The 21,643-nt window shown below is 35.4% G+C and carries 12 protein-coding genes; 9 read left to right on the forward strand and 3 right to left on the reverse strand.

The window, feature by feature from the left end; all coding sequences use genetic code 11:
* The first annotated feature begins 44 nt into the window (after positions 1 to 44).
* From BUE22_RS21905 to BUE22_RS23860, 9 genes are all read left to right on the forward strand, one after another.
* Positions 45 to 974, forward strand: a complete 930-nt coding sequence (locus BUE22_RS21905) for a Cif family virulence factor (RefSeq protein WP_073398114.1) — start codon at positions 45 to 47, stop codon at positions 972 to 974.
* A gap of 81 nt (positions 975 to 1,055) precedes the next feature.
* The gene (locus BUE22_RS21910) at positions 1,056 to 1,520 is read left to right on the forward strand and encodes an NUDIX hydrolase (RefSeq protein ID WP_073398115.1); all 465 of its coding nucleotides are present in this window, start codon (positions 1,056 to 1,058) and stop codon (positions 1,518 to 1,520) included.
* 76 nt (positions 1,521 to 1,596) lie between these two features.
* Positions 1,597 to 2,232 carry an HAD family hydrolase gene (locus tag BUE22_RS21915; protein WP_073398116.1) on the forward strand — a complete coding sequence of 212 codons (636 nt, stop codon included), beginning with the start codon at positions 1,597 to 1,599 and terminating at the stop codon, positions 2,230 to 2,232.
* A 420-nt stretch (positions 2,233 to 2,652) separates the two neighbouring features.
* Entirely contained in the window at positions 2,653 to 5,580 is a 2,928-nt protein-coding gene (locus tag BUE22_RS21920; protein ID WP_073398117.1) for a triple tyrosine motif-containing protein, read from the forward strand.
* 497 nt (positions 5,581 to 6,077) lie between these two features.
* A complete protein-coding gene (locus BUE22_RS21930; RefSeq protein ID WP_073398119.1) occupies positions 6,078 to 10,040 on the forward strand; it encodes a family 16 glycosylhydrolase in 3,963 nt (1,320 codons plus the stop codon).
* A 148-nt stretch (positions 10,041 to 10,188) separates the two neighbouring features.
* The gene (locus tag BUE22_RS21935; protein WP_073398120.1) at positions 10,189 to 12,855 is read left to right on the forward strand and encodes a beta-1,3-glucanase family protein; all 2,667 of its coding nucleotides are present in this window, start codon (positions 10,189 to 10,191) and stop codon (positions 12,853 to 12,855) included.
* Between the two features lie 131 nt (positions 12,856 to 12,986).
* A complete protein-coding gene (locus BUE22_RS21940; RefSeq protein ID WP_073398121.1) occupies positions 12,987 to 14,612 on the forward strand; it encodes a glycosyl hydrolase family 18 protein in 1,626 nt (541 codons plus the stop codon).
* A gap of 2 nt (positions 14,613 to 14,614) precedes the next feature.
* Positions 14,615 to 16,486, forward strand: a complete 1,872-nt coding sequence (locus BUE22_RS23970; RefSeq protein ID WP_242607235.1) for a carbohydrate-binding protein — start codon at positions 14,615 to 14,617, stop codon at positions 16,484 to 16,486.
* A 296-nt stretch (positions 16,487 to 16,782) separates the two neighbouring features.
* Complete coding sequence (locus BUE22_RS23860) at positions 16,783 to 19,653, forward strand: RICIN domain-containing protein (protein ID WP_243396841.1); 2,871 nt, start codon at positions 16,783 to 16,785, stop codon at positions 19,651 to 19,653.
* 182 nt (positions 19,654 to 19,835) lie between these two features.
* Here the strand turns inward: BUE22_RS23860 and BUE22_RS21955 are convergent, their stop codons facing one another.
* From BUE22_RS21955 to BUE22_RS21965, 3 genes are all read right to left on the reverse strand, one after another.
* A complete protein-coding gene (locus BUE22_RS21955) occupies positions 19,836 to 20,309 on the reverse strand; it encodes a hypothetical protein (RefSeq protein WP_073398122.1) in 474 nt (157 codons plus the stop codon).
* A gap of 48 nt (positions 20,310 to 20,357) precedes the next feature.
* Entirely contained in the window at positions 20,358 to 20,975 is a 618-nt protein-coding gene (locus BUE22_RS21960; RefSeq protein WP_073398123.1) for an outer membrane beta-barrel protein, read from the reverse strand.
* Positions 20,976 to 21,204: 229 nt separating this feature from the next.
* Complete coding sequence (locus BUE22_RS21965) at positions 21,205 to 21,621, reverse strand: hypothetical protein (protein ID WP_073398124.1); 417 nt, start codon at positions 21,619 to 21,621, stop codon at positions 21,205 to 21,207.
* Positions 21,622 to 21,643: the final 22 nt, after the last annotated feature.

The raw sequence follows: 21,643 nt of genomic DNA on the forward strand, positions 1-21,643 counted from the left end.
AGTTATTTATTACTTTTAGTATATCAATTTAAATATTAGAAAAGATGAAAAAAAAATATTTGTTGATTACAATAATCTTCTTGAGTTTTCTAAAGTTGTCTGCACAGGATCAAACAGCTAAAAGTATTGACTACTGGAAAGAAAAATTAAATTCTATAAATACTCAATTAGCAGATGCATTTGTAAATAAAGACATCAATGTCATAATGAAATATTATGATGAAAATGAGCCAACCTGCATGCCTGAATACTATAAGGCAATATATTCAAAATATGGTATAGCATACTACTATCAGCAATGGTTTGATAACGTTAAGATAAATTCGTATAAACGTACTATTTACGAAGTTTTATTAATTAAAAATCACTTAGTAGAAATTGGAACTTTTACAAATAATTTTACAAAACCTGATAGTACTTTATTTGTTTATGACGGAAAGTACATGAATGTATGGCGAATTGAGAAAGATGAGAATCTAACACTTGTATCAGAAATTTGGGGAGCCAACAGTGCAGTAGATAAATCTAATTTTTCATTCTTAAAACCGCAGGCCAGTAATATGCCAAAGCTAAAGGTAAACAAATCTGTATCTGATGAAGTAAATAAACGTAATGATCTTATTGCTAAACTTGTAACAAAAAGAGAAGGGGAGAAACATGCTACAGAGTTATTTGCAAATGATGCGATATACATGACTTATGACACGCCAATGCTGATAGGTATGGATAATATAAAACCTTATTTTGTTGAACATGAGAAACCAAATGGAGTATCAATTGATTTTTTAGAAATTAAAGCAAGTAAAATGATTGCTCTAGATAAATTTGTTATAGAATATGGTTATTATTATGTAGATGTTTCGTGGGACAAGAAAAAAGGAAAAGCAACCGTAACCGGAAAAAGCACAAATATCTGGAAAAGAGATAAAAATGGTGTTTTGATGCTTTATCGCCAAATGGTAAATCATGACTAAACAGAATCACTTTTGAAATAATATCAAATTGAACTTTTGCTAAATAAAAAGAATTATCTTTAAGATTATAATATCAAAAAAATGAAACAAAGCGCCGGTTTATTACTCTATAAATTTGTAGATGTAACGATTTATTTTTTATTAGTTCATCCTGGTGGTCCATTTTGGAAAAATAAGGACTTAGAAAGCTGGTCGATTCCAAAAGGAGAGTTTACAGATGATGAAGATGGATTAGTTGCCGCCCAGCGTGAGTTTCTCGAAGAAACAGGCTTTGAAGCAGACGGAGATTTTATTAAACTGGAGCCTGTAAAACTCAAATCAGGTAAAACAGTTTTTGCCTGGGCTTTAGAATTTGATATTGACGTTACTTTAATAAAAAGTAATGAATTTGAAATCGAATGGCCGCCCAAGTCCGGAAGCATGAAAAGCTTTCCTGAAATTGACAGGGCAGAATGGTTTCAAACGGCAGAAGCTTTAAAAAAAATTAACCCGGCACAGGCTGATTTTATAGTTCAGATTGTTTCCAGAATATCTGCTTCACTTTAATTTTACAGACTTTTTAAAATTTATTTTGTAATTTACATTCTTGTCAAATTTGATAATTAAATGTAAAAAATTAAATATGAATACTAAGTGTATAATTTTCGATTGCGATGGAGTTCTCGTAGATACCGAAAAAATTGGTAACGGAATTTTGCTTGAAATGGCGGCAAAACATGGTTTTGAAATGAAATTGGAAGATGCTTACCGCGATTTTAACGGCCGTAATTTAAAAGAATGTTTTCAGCATATAGAAACTGCAATTGATAAAAAACTTCCGGAGAATTTTGAAAATGAATATCGTACCAAAAGTTTTGAAGCTTTTAAAACACAGGTTAAACCAATGGAAGGGGTAGTTGAATTTATAGAAAAATTAAAAATCCCGTATTGTGTGGCTTCAAGCGGTCCTGTTGATAAAATCAGACTTAATCTCGAAGTTGCCGGATTATTGGATAAATTCGAAAATAAAATATTTAGTTCCTACCAAATTAATAGTTGGAAACCAGAACCCGGAATTTTTTTGCACGCAGCAAAAGAAATAGGTTTTGATGTAAAAGATTGCATTGTAGTCGAAGACAGTAAAGCAGGAGTAAAGGCAGGAAAAAGTGGCGGATTTAAAGTATATGGTTTTGCCAATGGATATAACAATGAAGACCTGGCAAACGAGGGTGCCATTCTCTTTAATAGTTATGAAGAGTTAGAAAATCTTTTGAAATAGAGTTACAGGTTTTTTTGTTTCGTGTTTCAGGTTCGCTTAGTTTATTAAACCCGACAGGTTTTTAAAACCTGTCGGGTTTTGTGTTTATACTGCGTTAGCTATAGCTTTTGTCCAGCAGGACAAGCTTCGACTTCGCCTGACAAGATTTTGTTTAAAATTATCTCATTTTCTAATTATCCAATTATCTAATTAAACGCATTATCAAATTTTCTATTTTTAATGTAATTTGTTACAATAAAATAAAATTTTATATATTTGATTATATATAATTGTTTTTATAGCCCTGGAAATTATCAAATTATAATTTTAAAAAGCATTATAAAACAATTTTTTTTGCCTGAAAACAGCAATCCCAAGCTGTTGTTTTTAGGATTATGGTTTTCTCACGACCATAAAAAATAACCTACAGACAGAAACAAAATGACAAAATGTATAATTAGATTTTTAGTTGTATCGATCTTTTTTTTGCCTGCTATTATAAGTGCGCAAATAAAAAAAATCGGAGTTCCGTTTATTACAAATTATAATCCAAAAACATACAAGGCAGCTTCAGAAAACTGGGATGTTTTGCAGGATTCAAAGGGAATGATGTTTTTTGCCAATCATTTTGGTATTATGCAATTTGATGGTGTGCGATGGAATATTGTTACACAGCCAGAAAATAAAAGTATGGTAAGGTCCCTTGCAATCGATAAAAATGATCGGATATATGTGGGGGCTCAATGCGATTTTGGTTATACTTTTCAGTTGCCAAACGGGCAATACAAATATACTTCATTGGTCAAATTACTTCCGGTTTCGTCCAGAAATTTTGGAGATGTTTTACATACTGTTGTTCGAAATAACGAAGTGATTTTTTTCTCAAACGAAAAAATATTTATTTATAAGAACAATAAAATCAAGGTAATAGAATCTACTTCAAATTTTGATGAGTTTTTTAATGTTGGCACTTCTATTTATGTTTTAGATAACAGAAAAGGTTTGTTGAAGTTAAAAGATGATGTTTTAATTCCTGTAGAAAAAGGGCAACAATTTTTGGGAATGAAAATTCGGAAAGCTTTTGCTACTAAAGACGGATTGATGCTGCTAACCCAAAAAAATGGTCTTTTTATTTATAAAAATAATCTAATAAAACCTTTTGTTACAGAAGCTGATTATTTATTGAAACAGTATCAAATTACGACCGCAATTTTGTTTCCCGATGGCTATTTAGGAATTGGAACACGACAATCCGGATTGATAGTTATTGATAGTACCGGACATTTAATTCAGCACATTAATAAACAAATGGGGCTGCAAAATGAATATGTTACAAATCTTAAAACGGATAAAGAAGGCAATTTATGGGTAACTTTAAAAGAAGGTATTTCATTAATTCAGATTTCTTCGCCTTTGTCCAGAATATTAGACACATCAAGTTCAGAAACTAAAATATATTGCAGCCAGATTTATCAAAATAAATTATATATCGCTACAGATAACGGTTTATTTTGGATGGATTGGCAAGCATATAAAAACGGAAAGCGTGAAAATACACATTTCCAACACATTTCAGGAATGTCTGAAAATGTGTGGAATGTTGGCGTTTTTGGTAAATCGCTATTGGCTTTTGAAAAAAACGGAATCTATGAAATCAAAGGGAATTCGGCTCAATTACTGGCAAAAACTGATGGGGCGTGGCAAGGCATAAATATTCCAAATCGTCCTGATTTATTATTAGTTGGCGGTTATAACGGAATGCATTTGTTAAAAAAAATAAATGATTCCTGGGTATATCAGCATAAAATTAAAGGTTTTCAGGAAAGCAGCAGGATAATTGTAACTGATAACGAAAGTATCTGGCTTGCTCATGGTTATAAGGGAATTTTTAAAATTAAACTCAATAAAACATTTGATGCAGTTTCAGATCTTCAGTTTTACAATCAGGAAAGTGGTTTTCCTTCTAGTTTGTTTTTGAATACTTTTAAAATTAATAATCAAATACTTTTCGGAACTACAAAAGGTATTTATAAACAAGACAAAACTTCAAAAAAAATGATTCCCGACGCGGTTTTTAAAAAGTATTTGGGATTGGAAAATCATATTCGATTGCTTAAAGCAGATAATCAAAATAATTTCTGGTATGTTTCCGGAGAAAATACCGGAAAAATGACCCGACAGACAAATGGAAATTTTACTGTAGAAGAATTGCCTTTTAGAAAACTTCGATATTTATATGTTCCGGGTTTTGAAAACATTCAAACCACTACAAATGGCGATGTTTTTTTTGGTACTCAGGATGGCTTAATTCATTATAACGCAACCAAAAATAAAAGTTATCAGGCAAAGTATAAAGCGATTATTTCTGAGGTGAAATGTATTTTACCAAAAGATAGTTTATTGTTTTCCAGTAGATACGATGTACTTCCTAATAATATAAAATTGGATAAAAATGAACTCACTCCCGTTTTATCACATTCTAATAATGCTTTGCATTTTTCGTTTGCTTCACTTTGTTATGATGAAGCCGATGCTACAAAGTACGAATATTGGCTGGAAGGTTTTGAAGAAAAATGGTCGGATTGGAGTTTACAGACGGAAAAAGAATATACCAATTTGCCTGAAAACGAATATATTTTTCACGTAAGGGCAAAAAATATTTACGATGTCGTAAGCGAAGAAGCTATTTTTAAATTTGAAATTTCACCGCCGTGGTACAGAACAAGTTGGGCTTATATTTTGTATTTGTTGCTTTTTGGTGTTTTGATTTATGCGATTATTAAATATCAAAAAAATCTTGCCGAGCGCGATCGGGAACAATTGATTTTAAATCAGGAAAAAGAATTATTGCGAAACAGAGCAGAATTAAACGAACAAAAACTGGCATTAGAACAGCAAAACATGGCCATTATGCGCGAAAACCTCGAAGCTACCATTAATCTTAAAAATGCAAAAGTAGCTTCTAGTACGGTGAATCTAATCCATTTAAATGAAATTTTGCTTTCGATAAAAGAACTTATCGGACAAATTGATAAAAAGAATGACACTAATGTAAATTTCAGTTTATTGACCAAAATAAACCGATTGATTGATCATGAACTTCAGGGAGATCAGCATTGGAATGAATTTGAAGAAATTTTCAACCAGCTTCATGATAATTTTATGCAACGCTTGAAAACGAGTTTTCCAGAATTAACTCCCCGTGATATGCGTCTGTGTGCTTATTTGCGAATGAATTTTAATACCAAAGAAATTGCGCCGCTTTTAGGAATCTCCGTAAGAGGCGTGGAAGATACCCGATATCGCATTCGCAAGAAATTACAACTTTCGTCAGATGCGAATATTACGGAGTTTATTTTGAATTTTTAGTTTGTCATTTCGAGGAACGAGAAATCACATCCAGAGAGCGACGAACTGTGTGTCTTAACTTTATGTGATTAAATGACAAACTAAACACAAAAAGTATCGGCATTTCAAACCCGACAGGTTTTTAAAACCAGTCGGGTTTAACGCATCTTGTTCTAAATTACAAAATGAGGACAGATTTTATAATTCTTTTTAATCATTTAATCTGTGGCAAACATTTCACTACGCATTCCTACAAAATAAATTCAAGCTTTTTCTCTCTAAAACCAACCGTTAAGCAATTTTTCACTATAAGTAAAATCCTAAGTAGTTTTACGGTTTTTGAAAGCTGATTATTACATTTTTTTACAAACACCGTAGTCAAACCGTACCTCAAAATTGACATCTTCGGTAGTTTATTTGTTAATATTGTCATCTTATTAATACAATATAGAACTGTTTTTTAAAAAATAGAAGATTTATTGTGTTAATGAACTTTACTAACAAAAAACTAAAAAAAAATGAAACAAAAAGACTTTTCTTTCGGCCGACCACCGGGAAGTAATTACTATTTTTTAAAAAGGTGTATTATTCTAATACTATTTTTTCTTACACCTTTTTTAAGACTTCAGGCACAATGCAACACTTTAGTTTGGTCTGATGAGTTTAACGGAACCACAGTAGATTTAACAAAATGGCAAAGTATTTCCGGAAATGGCTGTCCTTCGCTTTGCGGATTTGGAAATGCAGAAGCTCAGCGTTATGATCCAAACCAGGCAACAATCGTCAAAGAAGGTACAGACAGTTATCTGAATATTCAGGCGAAATACGAGCCAAGCGCATCATTTCCGCAACAGCCCTATTCTTCAGCCAAATTAACAACTGAAGGAAAGTATGCCATAAAGTACGGAAGAATTGAAGCCCGCATGAAGTTATCTAACGGAATGGGAGCTTGGCCGGCATTTTGGATGTTGCCGGCAGGTACCGCAAACTGGCCTTATACTGGCGAAATTGATATTATGGAAGCCAAACACAGAAACCCAAAATCAATAGATGGAACTATTCATTATGATGGAGGCGGATACCATTATACAGGCAGAAGTTATACATCGCCAACAGATTTATCTAATGAATTTCACGTTTATGCTGTAGAATGGGGACCAAATATTATCAAATGGTTTATTGATGGTAATTTATTTCATACCGCTACTCCAAATACTACAGTAAACGGCGGATGGCCTTTTAATGAGCAACAGTTTTATATTATTCTAAATCTGGCTGTTGGTAGTTTAGGAACGCCTTATACAAGTGTAAATGGTGCAGGAGTTGAGCCAATTCCGGCAGATTTTCCGGCAAAATTACAAGTAGATTATGTTCGTGTTTACAGCGGAAGTTTTAATTACGGTGTAGTTGGTGATGCAAAAGTGTATCAAAACGAAACCAATAAAACGTATTCTTTAAATGCAATTGCCGGTGCCACTTACAACTGGACAGTTCCTGCAGGTGCCAGCATTACATCTGGACAAGGAACAAATACCATTACGGTTAACTGGGGAACATCAGGAGGAGATGTTGCCGTAGCTACAACAGTTTCCGGATGTACTGCAAATACTTATAAACTGGCCGTAACAACAGAAGCCGTTTTGCCTGTAGAAAAAATCCATGAAGATTTTCAATCGAATCGAAATATAGTGTATGGTCTTAAAACGGGAGTTTTAACAGAAGCTACAGCAAACCCATCGGCAACAGGAATAAATACTTCTGCTTTGGTGGGGAAATATGTTCGTAACTCATCTGAATTATATGATGTTTTGAATATTAAAAACGTGGTAATCAGCAATGCAAATGATTATGTATACGGAAGAAAAAGAATGTCTTTTGATATTTATACATCTGCACCGGTTGGTACAAAAATTTCCATGCAATTAGAAAACAGTTTGGTAACAACAGCAACCAATTTTCCGTCAGGAAGACACAGTGGTTACAAAGCAACGACAACGGTACAAAACAAATGGGAAACGATCGAATTCGAATTCGAAAAAGTAATCGACCCCAATACAAGTGCTTTGACAATCAATACTGTAGTTTTTCTTTTTGAATCCAATTCAAATTCAGGAGCGACGTATTATTTTGATAATCTGTTGACAAAAGCCGCTCCGGAAAAACCAATTATTGCGACCGACGTTTTGCAAAACTACGACGGAATAAATAAAATCATTAAAGGAACTACAACAGGAACTTATTCCGTAGTAGCAAATCCGGGTGCAAATTCAGTTAACGCTTCCGCGAATGTGGCACGTTATGTTCGAAATGTAACCGAGCAATATGACGTTTTATTTTTCAATACACAAAGCACAATTGAAGATGCTGGTTTATTGAAAAATCAGACCAATAAAATTATGATTGATGTCTATACTTCGGCACCAATTGGTACAGTTGTAAGTTTGAATTTAGAGAATAGTGCCACATCGCTTCCGGCTAATTTTCCAACAGGAAGAAACAGTAACTATGTAGCGATCACAACCAAACAAAATCAATGGGAAACACTAACTTTCTATTACAATTCAAGTCCCGACGCAGGAACTTCAAATCTGGCAATAAACCAAATGGTATTGTTATTTAATTCAGGTTCTTATACAAGCGATACCTATTATTTTGATAACATCAGAATTGGTTCAACCAAATTACCGGACACTTTTACGCCGGGTGTTGTTTATGAAGATTATCAAAACACACATAATATTACGTTTAGAGATGCCATCGGAACTTATACTGCTAACACAGCAAATCCAAATGCAAGCGGGATAAATACCTCTTCAAATGTTGGGCGATATGTTAGAAAATCAACTGAATTGTATGATAATTTTTCGTTCAATACCACTTTAACCAATATTGGAGATTTCAAATCAGGAACTAAAAAGTTTGCGATGGATGTGTACACTTCAGCTCCGGTTGGATCTATAATTTCATGGCAGGCAGAAAGTAATGCTTCTATTCCGTCCAATTATCCTGCGGGTAGACATAGCATTTACCAAGGTGTTGTAAAACAAAGCAATGCATGGCATACCGTAACTTTCACATATGCAAGTACTCCGGACGCTTCTACATTAGACAGCGATGTAAATCGTTTTGTATTCTTGTTTGAACCTGGAACAAATTCAGGAAACACCTATTATTTTGATAATTTAAGAGCTTTAAATTTAGTTTCTACAGAAAATCCTCCGGCAACTTTACCTGCACCGTGGGTGAGTACAGATTTAGGCGCTGTAACTCCGGCAGGAGAAGCAACGCACGCCAGCGGAACTTTCACCATAAAAGGTTCAGGAACTGATATTTGGGAATCAAGCGATCAGTTTCAATATGTATATCAACCGATAACTGGTGATGCAGAAATTATTGCCAGAGTAAATTCATTGACAAATACCAATACTTATGCAAAAGCGGGAGTGATGTTTAGAGAAACGCTTACGCCCACTTCTAAACACGCTATGACCACAATTACGGCTGCGGCTGGAGTAGAATTTTTATCAAGAGATGCAGTTGCAGTAGCAACAATTCAGCAGGGAGCAGCGGGAACAACCCCAAAATGGCTTCGTATTGTTCGTTCAGGAAATGTATTTACATCTTACACATCGGATAACGGAACAACCTGGACACAACTTGGAACACCAAGAACGATTGCCATGGCCAATACGATTTATGTGGGAATGGCCGTGACTTCCCATGCAAATGGAACTTTGGCAACTGGAGTTTTTAGCGACGTAATTGTTAGAAATATTACACCTCCAAATAGCAATGTCAATTTGGCTTTGGCCAAAACAGCGACAGCTTCAACAGAAGAAAATACCACTTATTCTTCGGCGAAAGCCACAGACGGCGACGCAACAACCACAAGATGGGCGAGTAGTTTTGCTAATGCAAGCGAATGGATTTATGTTGATTTAGGATCTAATTACAACATTAATCGTGTGGTTTTAAAATGGGAAGCGGCTTTTGCAACCCAATATAAAATACAACTTTCTACAGATAATGTTTTCACAGATAATGAAACCCTAAATACGCAAACGGCAAGTGATGGCGGAACAGATGATTTAGCGGTAAGCGGAACAGGAAGATACCTGAGAATTTTATGTTCTGCAAAAGCGCTGGCTCCGTACGGATATTCATTGTTTGAAATTGAAGCTTACGGATCTGCATCATCAGCTAAAATAGCAAATGTTGTGGAGGAAGCCGAAGTTACCAATACAGATTTTGTAATGTATCCAAATCCTGCAAGCAGTTATATTCAGGTTTCATTACCTGAAAAATTAGATCACAAAGTAATTACGATTTATGATAATTCAGGAACAGCTTTAATACAGACAAAAGTAGATGCTGATACACAGGAAAGCGTAATTGATATTAGCAGATTAACAAGAGGAATTTATATTCTGAATATTAAATCAGATCAAAAAAGTTGGACTAAAAAACTGATTAAGCAATAATTATAATCCGTTGGGTGTAAAGTGATTTTAAAGAATATTGCCTAATTAAATAGGAATTTAAATTTAAAGGATAGCACCAAACAATACACCTGACGGACATAATTTTTTGATTTGAAAACTATTTAAGTAACCCCAAAATAATTTAGATATGAATAAAATTAAACTTAGAATATCATCTTTGTTAACACTGTTTCTGGTGTTTTCAAACCTTATGTACGGCCAGGGTGCCATACCATTTACAATTACAAATAGTTCTACATTTAATGACAACGAATTGTACGTTGCTATTGTAGGTATCGATTATACAACCGGAAACCACGTTTGGGTCAATGCCAAAACGAGTCAGGTTTTACCAATGAGTCCATCTTATAATACCGTTACAGGACCAACAATTGGCGGGAATACCGGCCCGGGACAAAACTCAAAATATGCGGCTTGTTTTACCAAATTAAGTGAAATTCCAAATAAAACTTTCACATTGCCTTTAATCGCAGGCTGTAGAGTTTTTATTGCTAAAGGGCAGCAATTGTATTTCTACTTTTTTGGTGCCAATGGTGCGCCATCTGGATATACTTCGCCAAACCCTTTGAATGTTACAGATCCGAATCAGGGAATTTTATATGAAATTATTGAGTTGACGAATAATCAATATGGTTTCTTCGGAAATCCTTCACGTGTGGATTCGTATAAATACCCAATGGGACTTGAGCTATTTGGTGCCAACGGATATCAGAAAAAAGTGGGTGAATTAAAAAAACATGCCGATATCGTGGCTGCTTTTAAAGCCAATGTACCATCAGAATTTCAGGGTTGTGTAAATGATGCAACGGGAGAAATTACGGCACCTTCAAAAACGCCTGCTTTTGCAGATGGAACAGGAGGTACTTCTGTAGGACCTCAGGCTAATTATTTAAAATCTTATATTGATGCCATTTGGAACAAATATAAAAACGAAGACTTAATATTTTATGCCGGAGACGCGGGAGTTTTCAAGGGAAGAGTTATTGGAGAACAACTGGAAATGGTAGGACAATCCGGTGGATTTGTAGGCCGTACAGGAAGAGTTCAGAACCGACCTACAACTCAGGAAGCACTTGAAGGAAAAGGCGTTCTGGACAGAAGATTGGTTGATGGAGATTTAGATTTGGTTATTCAGGCACAATTAACGGCGGCAATAAACAGACATGTTGTGAATACAACAACGCCAAATCCGGGTCAGCAAAATTGGTACGATGCTTCGAAATTTTATCAGGTAAACCCAACCAATCATTATTCAAAATTTTGGCATTTACCAGGCATCAGCATTGATAATCTGGCTTATGGTTTTGCTTATGATGATGTTGCAGATCAGTCGCCATCGTTACATACACCGCAGCCAACAAAAGTAATTGCTGTTTTTGGCGGATATGCCGGAACAGTTCCTTCGGTTCCTGCTACAACAGATGTGATTACGGTTTATAAAGATTGCAATTACGCAGGTTTTTCAGGAGGATTAACCATTGGAGATTACAATCTGGCTCGTTTAAATACTCTGGGTATTTTAAACGATGATATTTCTTCACTTAAAGTAGCAAAAGGATTTCAGGCAATTTTGTATCAGGATGATAATTTTACAGGAACTTCAACCGTAATTAATGCTGATAATACTTGTTTGAATACAACGTGGAATGACAAAGTAACTTCGATCAGAATTCTGGCAAATGGAGTTACCACTTTAGGAAACCAGACTTTCTATCTTCAAAACAGAAACAGTAATCTGAATATGGATGTTTGGAACGCAAGTACAGCAAACGCTGCAAATGTGGCGCAGGGAACTCCAAACTCAGCAAACAATCAGAAATTTACTTTCACACATTTAGGTGACGGTTTGTATAAAATTATTGCCAACCACAGCGGTCAGTCTTTAGATGTAAATAATTTTAATAAAGATAATGGTGCCAATGTAGAGCAATATCCATACAATGCAACACCAAATCAGCAATTTGTATTGGTTGCTACAGGTGACGGATTTTATAAAATTGTAGCCAGACACAGCGGTAAATTAATAGAAGTTGCTGGTGCAAGCACTACAAATGGTGCCAATGTACAGCAATGGCAGGATAACGGACAAACTTGTGCGCAATGGAAATTGGTTGCAGCAACATCTTCACAAACGTCTGTTTTAATTCAGGCCGAAGATTACTCAGCCATGAACGGAATTCAGGTGGAAGCAACTACAGATACCGGAGGAGGTTCAAACGTTGGTTACACAGAAACCGGAGACTGGTTGGCGTATAACAGCATTAATTTCCCAACAACAGGTTCTTATTTAATTGAATACAGAGTTGCAAGTGGTGTAACTGGCGGTAAATTATCTTCTGATTTAAATGGTGGAACGATTGTTTTAGGCAATGTTGATATCCCAAATACCGGAGGATGGCAAAACTGGCAAACGGTTTCTCAAACCGTAAACGTAAATGCAGGAACATACAATTTTGGAATCTATATTCAGAATACGGGAATGAACATCAACTGGATTAAAATCACAAAAGTGGGTGCTGGTTTAGCTGCAAAAACACTTTCGACAGAAACAATTGAAGAAGCACCAGATACGGCATTAAACGTTTATCCAAGTCCGGCAGAAAACACACTTTATTTTACAACTTCCGTAAGCAGTGAAAATGCAAGTATTGTAGACGCTCAAAGTGGAAATACAGTTTCAAAACAAAAAGTTAGCAATAACAGCGTAGATGTTTCTCAACTTAAAAAAGGAATTTATCTAATTGTTTTAGAAAAAGATGGTCAAAGAACGGTGAAACGTTTTATCAAAAAATAGTTTTAAAAGAGATTTTAGATCGCAGACTTTAGGTTAAGATTAGATAATAATCTGAAATCTAAAGTCTAAAATCTGGAATTATTTTCTCCCCCGAAAATTAAATATCTATTAATCTATTAAAAAATGTTACTATGAAAAACAATTACAAAGTGATCCAGTTAAAATGGATCTTAATTTTGGTTCTGGGTGTTGTTAATTTATCAATAGCCCAAAAAAAAGTAATCGCTTACATTCCCAACTGGATTGATTTGAATTCATTTTCGAGCACTATTCAGTACAGCAAATTAACGCACATAAATATTGCGTTTGAAAATCCGGATGCCAACGGATATTTAACTTTCAACTCAGGATCAAACACAATTATTAATGCGGCTCACGCTCAAAACGTAAAAGTTTTTGTTTCGCTTGGCGGAGGCGCAATTTCTGAAGGTGGCGCTATTCGTGATAATTATTTTAATTTGATTACGCCTGGCAACAGAACAGCTTTTATCCAAAAGATCTACGATTATGTGATAGCGCATAATTTTGACGGAGTCGATGTAGATTTAGAAGGTCCTGCAATTAACGGTGATTACGGAGGGTTTGTAATTGCTTTAGCGAATAAATTGCATTCAGGAGGAAAACAAATTACAGCAGCACTTTCTGAAGGTTACGGTGGTGCCAATGTGCCTTCATCTACTTTTGCGGCTTATGACTGGATCAACATTATGGCGTACGATGCAACAGGTCCTTGGGCACCAGGAAATCCAGGACAGCATTCTCCTTACAGTATGGCTGTAAACCAGTTTAATTACTGGACAGGAAGAGGTTTACCGGCAAGCAAAGCCATTATCGGACTTCCTTTTTATGGTTATGGTTTTGGAGCTTCTGCCAATCAGGGAATTTCTTTTGCGAATATTGTAGCACAATATCCGGGAGCAGAAAATCAGGATCAGGTAGGAAATACGATTTATTATAACGGAATACCAACCATAAAAGCAAAAACTACTTTCGCGATTCAAAATGCGGGTGGTGTTATGATTTGGGAATTATCGCAAGATGCAACCGGATCAAAATCTTTATTGACAGCCGTAAATCAGGTTATTACGGGAAGTCAGCCACCAGTTGGCGGCGGAACTTTAATTCAGGCCGAAAGTTTCTCTTCAATGAGCGGAATTCAAACCGAAGCAACAACAGATACTGGCGGAGGTTTAAATGTAGGTTACGCAGATACAGGCGACTGGCTGGCGTATTACAATGTTAATTTTCCAACATCTGGTTCTTATGTTATCGAATATAGAGTAGCGAGTGCTGTTTCAGGAGGAAGATTATCTTCTGATTTAAGTGCCGGAACCATTCAGCTTGGTGCTGTTGATGTACCAAATACCGGAGGATGGCAAAACTGGCAGACGATCACTCAAACCGTAAACGTAAATGCAGGAACATACAACTTCGGGATATATGTTCAAAATACAGGTTTTAATTTAAATTGGTTCAGAATCACAAAATCAGGTTCGGCTTTAGCTGCAAAATCAGCTGCAACAGACAAAATCGAAAGTTTAACCGTTTACCCAAGTCCAACAGAAAGTGAACTTTTCTTTTCTGCAGAAATTTCAGGAGCAAACGTGAGCGTAATCAATTCTCAGGATGGCGCTACGGTTTCTTCACAAAAAGCCAACAGCAACAGTATTGATGTTGCAGGTTTAAAAAGCGGAATTTATTTGATTTTGGTAGAAAAAGACGGAGTTAAAACGGTAAGACGTTTTATTAAAAAATAAGGATGAAGAAATATATACAAGTCTTAAGTAATTCAAAGTTACTGATACTAACATTTATTTTCTTTGGTTTAAGCGGCCAGGCTCAGGTTATCATGTTTGATGATTTTAATTATTCCGGTAATACAGATCCGCAATTGGCATCGTTTAACAAATGGCAAATTATTAATGGCGTAAGTGGACCTCCGGAAGGAGCCACTTACAGCCGTAATAACGTCAATTTTATTACAGACCCGAATGACGCATCGAATAAGTTAATGACTTTAAAAACAACCGTTAATGGTCAGTCAAAAGCGATAACACATTCCAGAATAGAAAGTTCGTATGAATATTTTGAAGGAACGTATGCATCAAGAGTATATTTATCAGATGAAGCTTTTGCGAGTAAAGATGCCAATATACAGACGTTTTTTACCATTGTAAGTTCAGCACTTGCTCAGGATGGTTCAAAATATAGTGAATTGGATATCATTGAATATATGGCTGCTGATAAATGGGGTGTTTCTCCGGATAACAGAGTAGGATATACAACCTCTTATCACAAATATATCGCAAATCCATGGAAGCCATGGAAAACCTATTCGACCCAGCAAAAATCATTAGCCGGGTGGCATACCTTTATTGCTACATGTACAGATGGCGTGAATATTAGATATTATATGGATAACACGCTTATTGCAACGCATTCTGTTACAGACAATGAAACTCAGGCAGGTCTTTCGGTTTATCCCAGAAGTACGATGCAGATCGCATTTGCAAACTGGATTTGGAACAATGTATTAGGTATCGGAACTGGTAACAGAGAAAATACTTTCATGACCGACTGGGTTTTATATTATAAAAACACAGCAGTAGATCTGGCTCAGATTAATACTTTGGTTGCCAGTTATAAAGCACAAGGATTGAAAAGAAGAAATCTGGCTGGACAAACCTTTTATGACACACCGCAAAGTGGTGTTGCCACAGTGTATAAAGATTGCAATTATGGCGGATATGCTGTGAGTTTACCAGCTGGCAACTATACTTTAGCTAATTTACAGGCGAAAGGAATTTTAGATAATGATATTTCTTCGCTTAAAGTACAAACCGGTTATGAAGTAGTGCTTTATGCAAATGATAATTTTGCTGGTTCTTCTGCTATTATTACTTCAGATAATACGTGCCTGGTGGCTAATAGTTTCAATGATATTGCTAGTTCTGTAAGAGTTAGGGCAGTAACCAATTCTTCTCCTTCAATATTGATTGAAGCGGAGAACTATACCAGCATGAGCGGAATTCAAACCGAAGCAACCACAGATACAGGCGGAGGTTTAAATGTAGGTTATGCCGATACGGCTGACTGGTTGTCTTACAGCAACATCAATTTTCCAACATCTGGTTCTTATTTAATTGAATACAGAGTGGCAAGTGGTGTCAGCGGAGCAATCATTTCTTCAGATTTAAGTGCAGGAACGATTCAGCTTGGGGCTGTCAATATTCCGAATACCGGAGGATGGCAAAACTGGCAAACCGTATCTCAAACCGTAAATGTAAACGCCGGAACGTATAATTTCGGAATTTATATTCAGAACACGGGTGTGAATATCAACTGGATCAGAATCACGAAATCGGCATCGGCTTTAGCAGCAAAATCAGATTCAACAGATAAAATTGAAAGTTTGACTGTTTATCCAAATCCGACAGAATCAGAGCTTTTCTTTTCTGCAGAAATTATAGGAGCAAATTTAAGCATTATCAATTCTCAGGATGGCGCTACGGTTTCTTCGCAAAAAGCCAATAGTAACAGCATTGATGTTGCCGGTTTAAAAAGCGGAGTTTATTTGATTTTGGTCGAAAAAGACGGAATCAAAACGGTGCGACGTTTTATTAAGAAATAAGGATTTAATTAAAAATTGAGAATTAAAAATTAAAAATTTCATTAGCTGTGTTATAGTATTAAAAAGATTTTTTCACGCAGATTTTGCAGATTGTGGCAGATTTAATTTGATAATAATCTGCGCATATCTGCTTAAATCTTTTAAAATCTGCGTGAAATAAAATCACATAGTCCCGAAGCGTCGGGGTGTATTAAAATCAAATGAAACGTTTTTTTTATAAGTAAACGTCTATGTTTCTATGTGTTTAAATAGCAACACACTATATCAAATATGTAACCCCAAACCTCAAATATCATATGAAAAACAATTACAGATTTCGGTTAAGTTTATTTGTTTTTATTGCTTTTAGCAGTTTTGCCGTCGCGCAGACTTCTTTAGGTTCGAGTAAAACATTTATGAATAATTTAAAAAACGGACTCGCAAGTGCTACCTCAAAAAGTACGGGTGAGAAAACCGTTTTACTTCAGGCGGAGCATAAAAACTTCAATGGAAAAATCAATTACAAACAATCAAATGCTTCAAGTGAATTTTTGATTGGTGAAATCAAGAATGTTCCTGAATCTTCTTTTTATATCAAAGTGATGGACAAATCGCTGGAAGGACATATTATTCTAAAGAAAACAAAAGAAGCTTACAAATACTATTCTGATGCCAGCGGAAATGCTTTTGTATCGAAAGTAGATATCAATACGCTGATTTGTGTGAACTATGAAAATGTTCCTGAAAAAACTCAAATAACAAGTAAAACAGCCGCAGCACAAATTGCTCAGGCCTTGTTGAATTTGCAAAGTTTACCTGGAGCGGCAGGCTGTGTTTTTTTAGATTTTGACGGATACAATATGCCGGCAGGAAATCTCTGGAACAACGGAAATGCGATAAATGCAGCGCCATCGGGAATGAGCGATGCAGCCGTTCAGGAACATTGGGAAGTCGTGGCTGAAGATTACAGACCTTTTAACGTGAATGTTACAACAAGTGAAGCTGTTTTTAACTCATACCCAAGAAACAGAAGAATGCGTGTGGTGGTAACTCCAACCAATACTGCGGCCCCGGGGGCGGGGGGAGTAGCGTATATTGGTTCCTTCAATTGGGACAACGATGTGCCTTGCTGGGTATTTATTACCTCGGGTAAATCTGGTGGAGATGCCTCTGCGCATGAAGTTGGTCATACTTTTGACCTTGGTCACGATGGACGTACAAATCCTGCAGAAGATTATTTCGTAGGAATAAACAATACTTCGTGGGCGCCAATTATGGGCGCAGGATATTACAGACCTGTAGTTCAGTGGAGTAAAGGTGAATACGATTATGCGAACAACAAACAAGATGATGTTGCGATTATTGCAAGTAATAAATTCGGAGTAGGTTACAGAGGTGATGATTACGGAAATACAACCGCATCTGCAGCCACTTTAGATTATAACGCAAGCGGAGCCATCAACCAAAAAAATGGAATTATTTCCAGCGAAGCCGATTATGATTTCTTTACGTTTACAACAGGCGGAGGAAATGTTTCAATTAATGCAAATACCGTTTCCAGACATGCAAATCTGCATCTTTTAATTCGCTTATACAATTCAGCGGGAGCAGAAATGGGAACGTACTGGAACTCTGATCCTTTTGCTTTAAACGCTTCGATGAATGTGAATTTACCAGCCGGAAAATACTTTATCGGTGTTGATGGCAACGGTGCAGGAAGTGCGGGTTATGGCGGATATTCGGCGTACGGTTCTATCGGAAGTTATACGGTTACAGGAACAATTCCGCCGGGAGGAAATATAGCCGCTTCAACAGATGTAATTACGGCTTATAAAGATTGTAACTACACCGGATTTTCTGGCGGATTAACAATTGGTGATTACAATTTGGCACGTTTAAATTCTTTGGGAATTTTAAATGATGATATTTCGTCATTAAGAATCACGCAGGGATTTCAGGCAATTTTATATCAGGACGATAATTTTACGGGAACTTCAACTGTAATTAATTCTGATAATTCTTGTTTGAACACAACCTGGAATGATAAAGTGAGTTCGATTAGAATTCTTGCAAACGGAGTTACCACTTTAGGAAATCAAACTTTCTTTTTGCAAAACAGAAACAGCAGTTTAAACATGGATGTCTGGAATGCAAGTTTATCAAATGGTGCCAATGTGGCTCAGGGAACTGCAAATTCGGCTACAAATCAAAAGTTTACGTTTACACATTTGGGCGACGGTCTGTATAAAATTATTGCTAACCATAGCGGCCAGTCTTTAGATGTAAATAATTTTAATAAAGACAATGGTGCCAATGTAGAGCAATATCCGTACAACGGAACTACAAATCAACAGTTTATATTGTTTTCTACCGGAGATGGATTTTATAAAATTATTGCCAGACATAGCGGCAAATTAGTTGAGGTTGCAGGAGCAAGCACAACAAATGGTGCCAATGTCCAGCAATGGCAGGATAATGGACAGGTTTGCGGACAATGGAAATTAATTTCAACCACAACTGCGCAAACTTCAACCCTAATTCAGGCAGAAGATTATTCTGCTATGAGCGGAATCCAGACCGAAGTTACAACAGATACAGGTGGAGGCTCAAATGTAGGTTATACAGAAACAGGAGACTGGTTAGCCTATAATAATATTAATTTTCCAACAACAGGTTCTTATTTAATTGAATACAGAGTTGCGAGTGGAGTAGCAGGCGGTAAATTATCTTCAGATTTAAACGGCGGAACAATTATTTTAGGAAATGTTGATATTCCCAACACCGGAGGATGGCAAAATTGGCAAACTGTAACGCAAACAGTTAGCGTAAATGCCGGAACTTATAATTTTGGAATCTATATTCAAAATACGGGAATGAACATTAACTGGATCAGGATTACCAAAATTGGCGCAGCAGCAACTCCTGTAGCTTCGTCTATTACTGTTGAAGATGAGGTAAATTCAGTTGCTTTAAACGTATATCCAAATCCGGTTACAGATATACTTTTCTTTACTACAGATGTAGTGGGAGGAAACGTAAGCGTGGTAGATTCCCAAACAGGAAGTTTGGTTGTGTCACAAAAAATCAACGACAATAATTTAAATGTTTCGGGTCTAAGAAACGGAATTTATCTTATTGTTTTTGAGAAAGATGGAACTAAAACGATCAAACGTTTTATTAAAAAGTAAGAGTTAGTTATGAATTATGAGTTATAAATTATGGCTTGTAATTTTAGTTAAAAGGCTGCCAGTTTAAACGGCAGCCTTTTCTATTATAATGTAATCAAGTTATTTGTTTTGAGTTAAATTTTATGGTTTATGATTTTTCACCCCTAACTCAAAACTCATAATTTATAATTCATAACTGATAACTATTTTTTCGTTTTTTCCAATTCTCCAATAAACGGAATTTCGTCCTGAACCGCAGATCTTATTGTAGTTTGAAAATACTGCTCTAACTGGATAAACTTTGCGGCATTAATTGGTCCAATTGCTTTTTTTGCTTTGCCGTAAGCTTTAGATAAAAGCTTTTCAAAATCAACATTGTTTTTCAAATTATTTTTTGCCAGTTCATCTGCTTTTTCATCCGTAATTTTATCATAATTGATAGCGTAGTCGTTTATAAGCTGTATTTTTTTCTGACCCAATGCTTTGCGTTCTACTTCATAATTATCGTAGACAGCCTGAAATGCTGTAGCTTGTGGTTCTGCCAAATTCAAATAATCTTTTATAATATCTCCTTTAGATTTTCCGTAAAGACTTTGCACAAGTATCACATCATCTGTAGATTGAGCAAATATGGATGTTGAAGCTATAATGGCCAGGAAAAGAAATAATTTTTTCATAATTTTTGATGTTTATTGATTATAGAATATTTTTAAATACTATTATTTTTATTTACTGAAATCATAACTTAAAGTTGCTCCTAAACCAAATTGATAGGTTGCTACAAAATCTGTTACACCAACCGGACCATAATAAGTCCAGTAATAGCTGGTACCAACTGAGGCGGACATAGATTGCAAATAAGCATTTAAATTGATAGACCAAGGCGAAGAAGTTTTGATTTTTACACCGCCTTTTATTTCCCAGGCAAAATAATTTTCGGTTCCGCTTTGAGGTGTTTCAAGAAGAGTAATACCGGCACCGGCACCAAGATAAGGCATCACGTTAGAACCAATATCAAAATAATGTGCGTAATCAACTAAAATATAGTTTAATGCACCTTTATCATCTCCGGCATTAAGTTGCGTTCCTAAGGGACCATATAAAGGCAATTTTGTATCGAGTCTGTTGTATTTTAATTCGATAGAACTATTTTCTACAATAAAATACTCGAAACCGATACCATATTCAAAACCGTCTTCTACATAAGCATAAGAGTTATCATATTCTACTTTATCCTGAAAGGCATAACCTGCATATAAATTAAGCAGAAATGAGTTTGAAGTTTGTGCTTTTGCAAAAATTGAAAATAAAAAAACAGCAAATAATAAATTATACTTTTTCATAATTTTAGTTTTAATTTGATTTGTAATTAGTTTGTGTTAAGTGACTTAACAAGGGGTTTTAAATTATAAATCAAAATTAATTTTAGTTTTACAGAAAAAGTATTTAAACGCTGTAAGTTGGTTTCACTTTAGAAAATGAAACAAGATTGTAGTGGAATTCGTTCAATAAAAAATAAAAAAAGCCCGTTTCGTATAAATGAAACGGGCTTTTCATTTTTTTAAAAAGTGCTTATGCCATATCTATAAGACCTCTTTTTACAAAATAAAGATCATCATTTTTTACCAAATAAAATTGAGCAGCAAATCCCGAAGGTTCACCTAAATAGGTTAAACTAACATCAAAATATCTTGTGTTGCCATTTTCTTCGGCCCACATATAATCATCTAAAATATCAACATTATTTAACCATTTCAGATTGTTAAGCCATTCTTTTCCTTCAAAAGATTCATCGTTTGCGATCTCATGAATAAGATAATGATCGCGCCAGATTACATGTATAGATTCTTCCCAATCATCATATACATGATCGACTAAATTTTTAGCATTGTCTAATTCGCCTTTTTTTAAATAAGCAAAAAAATCTTCTACTACTTTTTGTACTTCAGGTTCAGTTGGTCTTTCTTTCCAGGTTTTAAGGGTTGCCATAATTTTAGTTTTGGATATATTT

It is taken from the genome of Flavobacterium pectinovorum, from assembly GCF_900142715.1.
In the GTDB taxonomy this organism is placed as follows: Bacteria; Bacteroidota; Bacteroidia; order Flavobacteriales; family Flavobacteriaceae; genus Flavobacterium; species Flavobacterium pectinovorum.

Coding starts and splice junctions, on each gene's coding strand:
- BUE22_RS21910 (WP_073398115.1), top strand. CDS start 1,056: ATGAAACAAAGCGCCGGTTTATTACTCTATAAATTTGTAGATGTAACG.
- BUE22_RS23970 (WP_242607235.1), top strand. CDS start 14,615: ATGAAGAAATATATACAAGTCTTAAGTAATTCAAAGTTACTGATACTA.
- BUE22_RS21965 (WP_073398124.1), bottom strand. CDS start 21,621: ATGGCAACCCTTAAAACCTGGAAAGAAAGACCAACTGAACCTGAAGTA.
- BUE22_RS21935 (WP_073398120.1), top strand. CDS start 10,189: ATGAATAAAATTAAACTTAGAATATCATCTTTGTTAACACTGTTTCTG.
- BUE22_RS21930 (WP_073398119.1), top strand. CDS start 6,078: ATGAAACAAAAAGACTTTTCTTTCGGCCGACCACCGGGAAGTAATTAC.
- BUE22_RS21960 (WP_073398123.1), bottom strand. CDS start 20,975: ATGAAAAAGTATAATTTATTATTTGCTGTTTTTTTATTTTCAATTTTT.
- BUE22_RS21920 (WP_073398117.1), top strand. CDS start 2,653: ATGACAAAATGTATAATTAGATTTTTAGTTGTATCGATCTTTTTTTTG.
- BUE22_RS21940 (WP_073398121.1), top strand. CDS start 12,987: ATGAAAAACAATTACAAAGTGATCCAGTTAAAATGGATCTTAATTTTG.
- BUE22_RS23860 (WP_243396841.1), top strand. CDS start 16,783: ATGAAAAACAATTACAGATTTCGGTTAAGTTTATTTGTTTTTATTGCT.
- BUE22_RS21905 (WP_073398114.1), top strand. CDS start 45: ATGAAAAAAAAATATTTGTTGATTACAATAATCTTCTTGAGTTTTCTA.
- BUE22_RS21915 (WP_073398116.1), top strand. CDS start 1,597: ATGAATACTAAGTGTATAATTTTCGATTGCGATGGAGTTCTCGTAGAT.
- BUE22_RS21955 (WP_073398122.1), bottom strand. CDS start 20,309: ATGAAAAAATTATTTCTTTTCCTGGCCATTATAGCTTCAACATCCATA.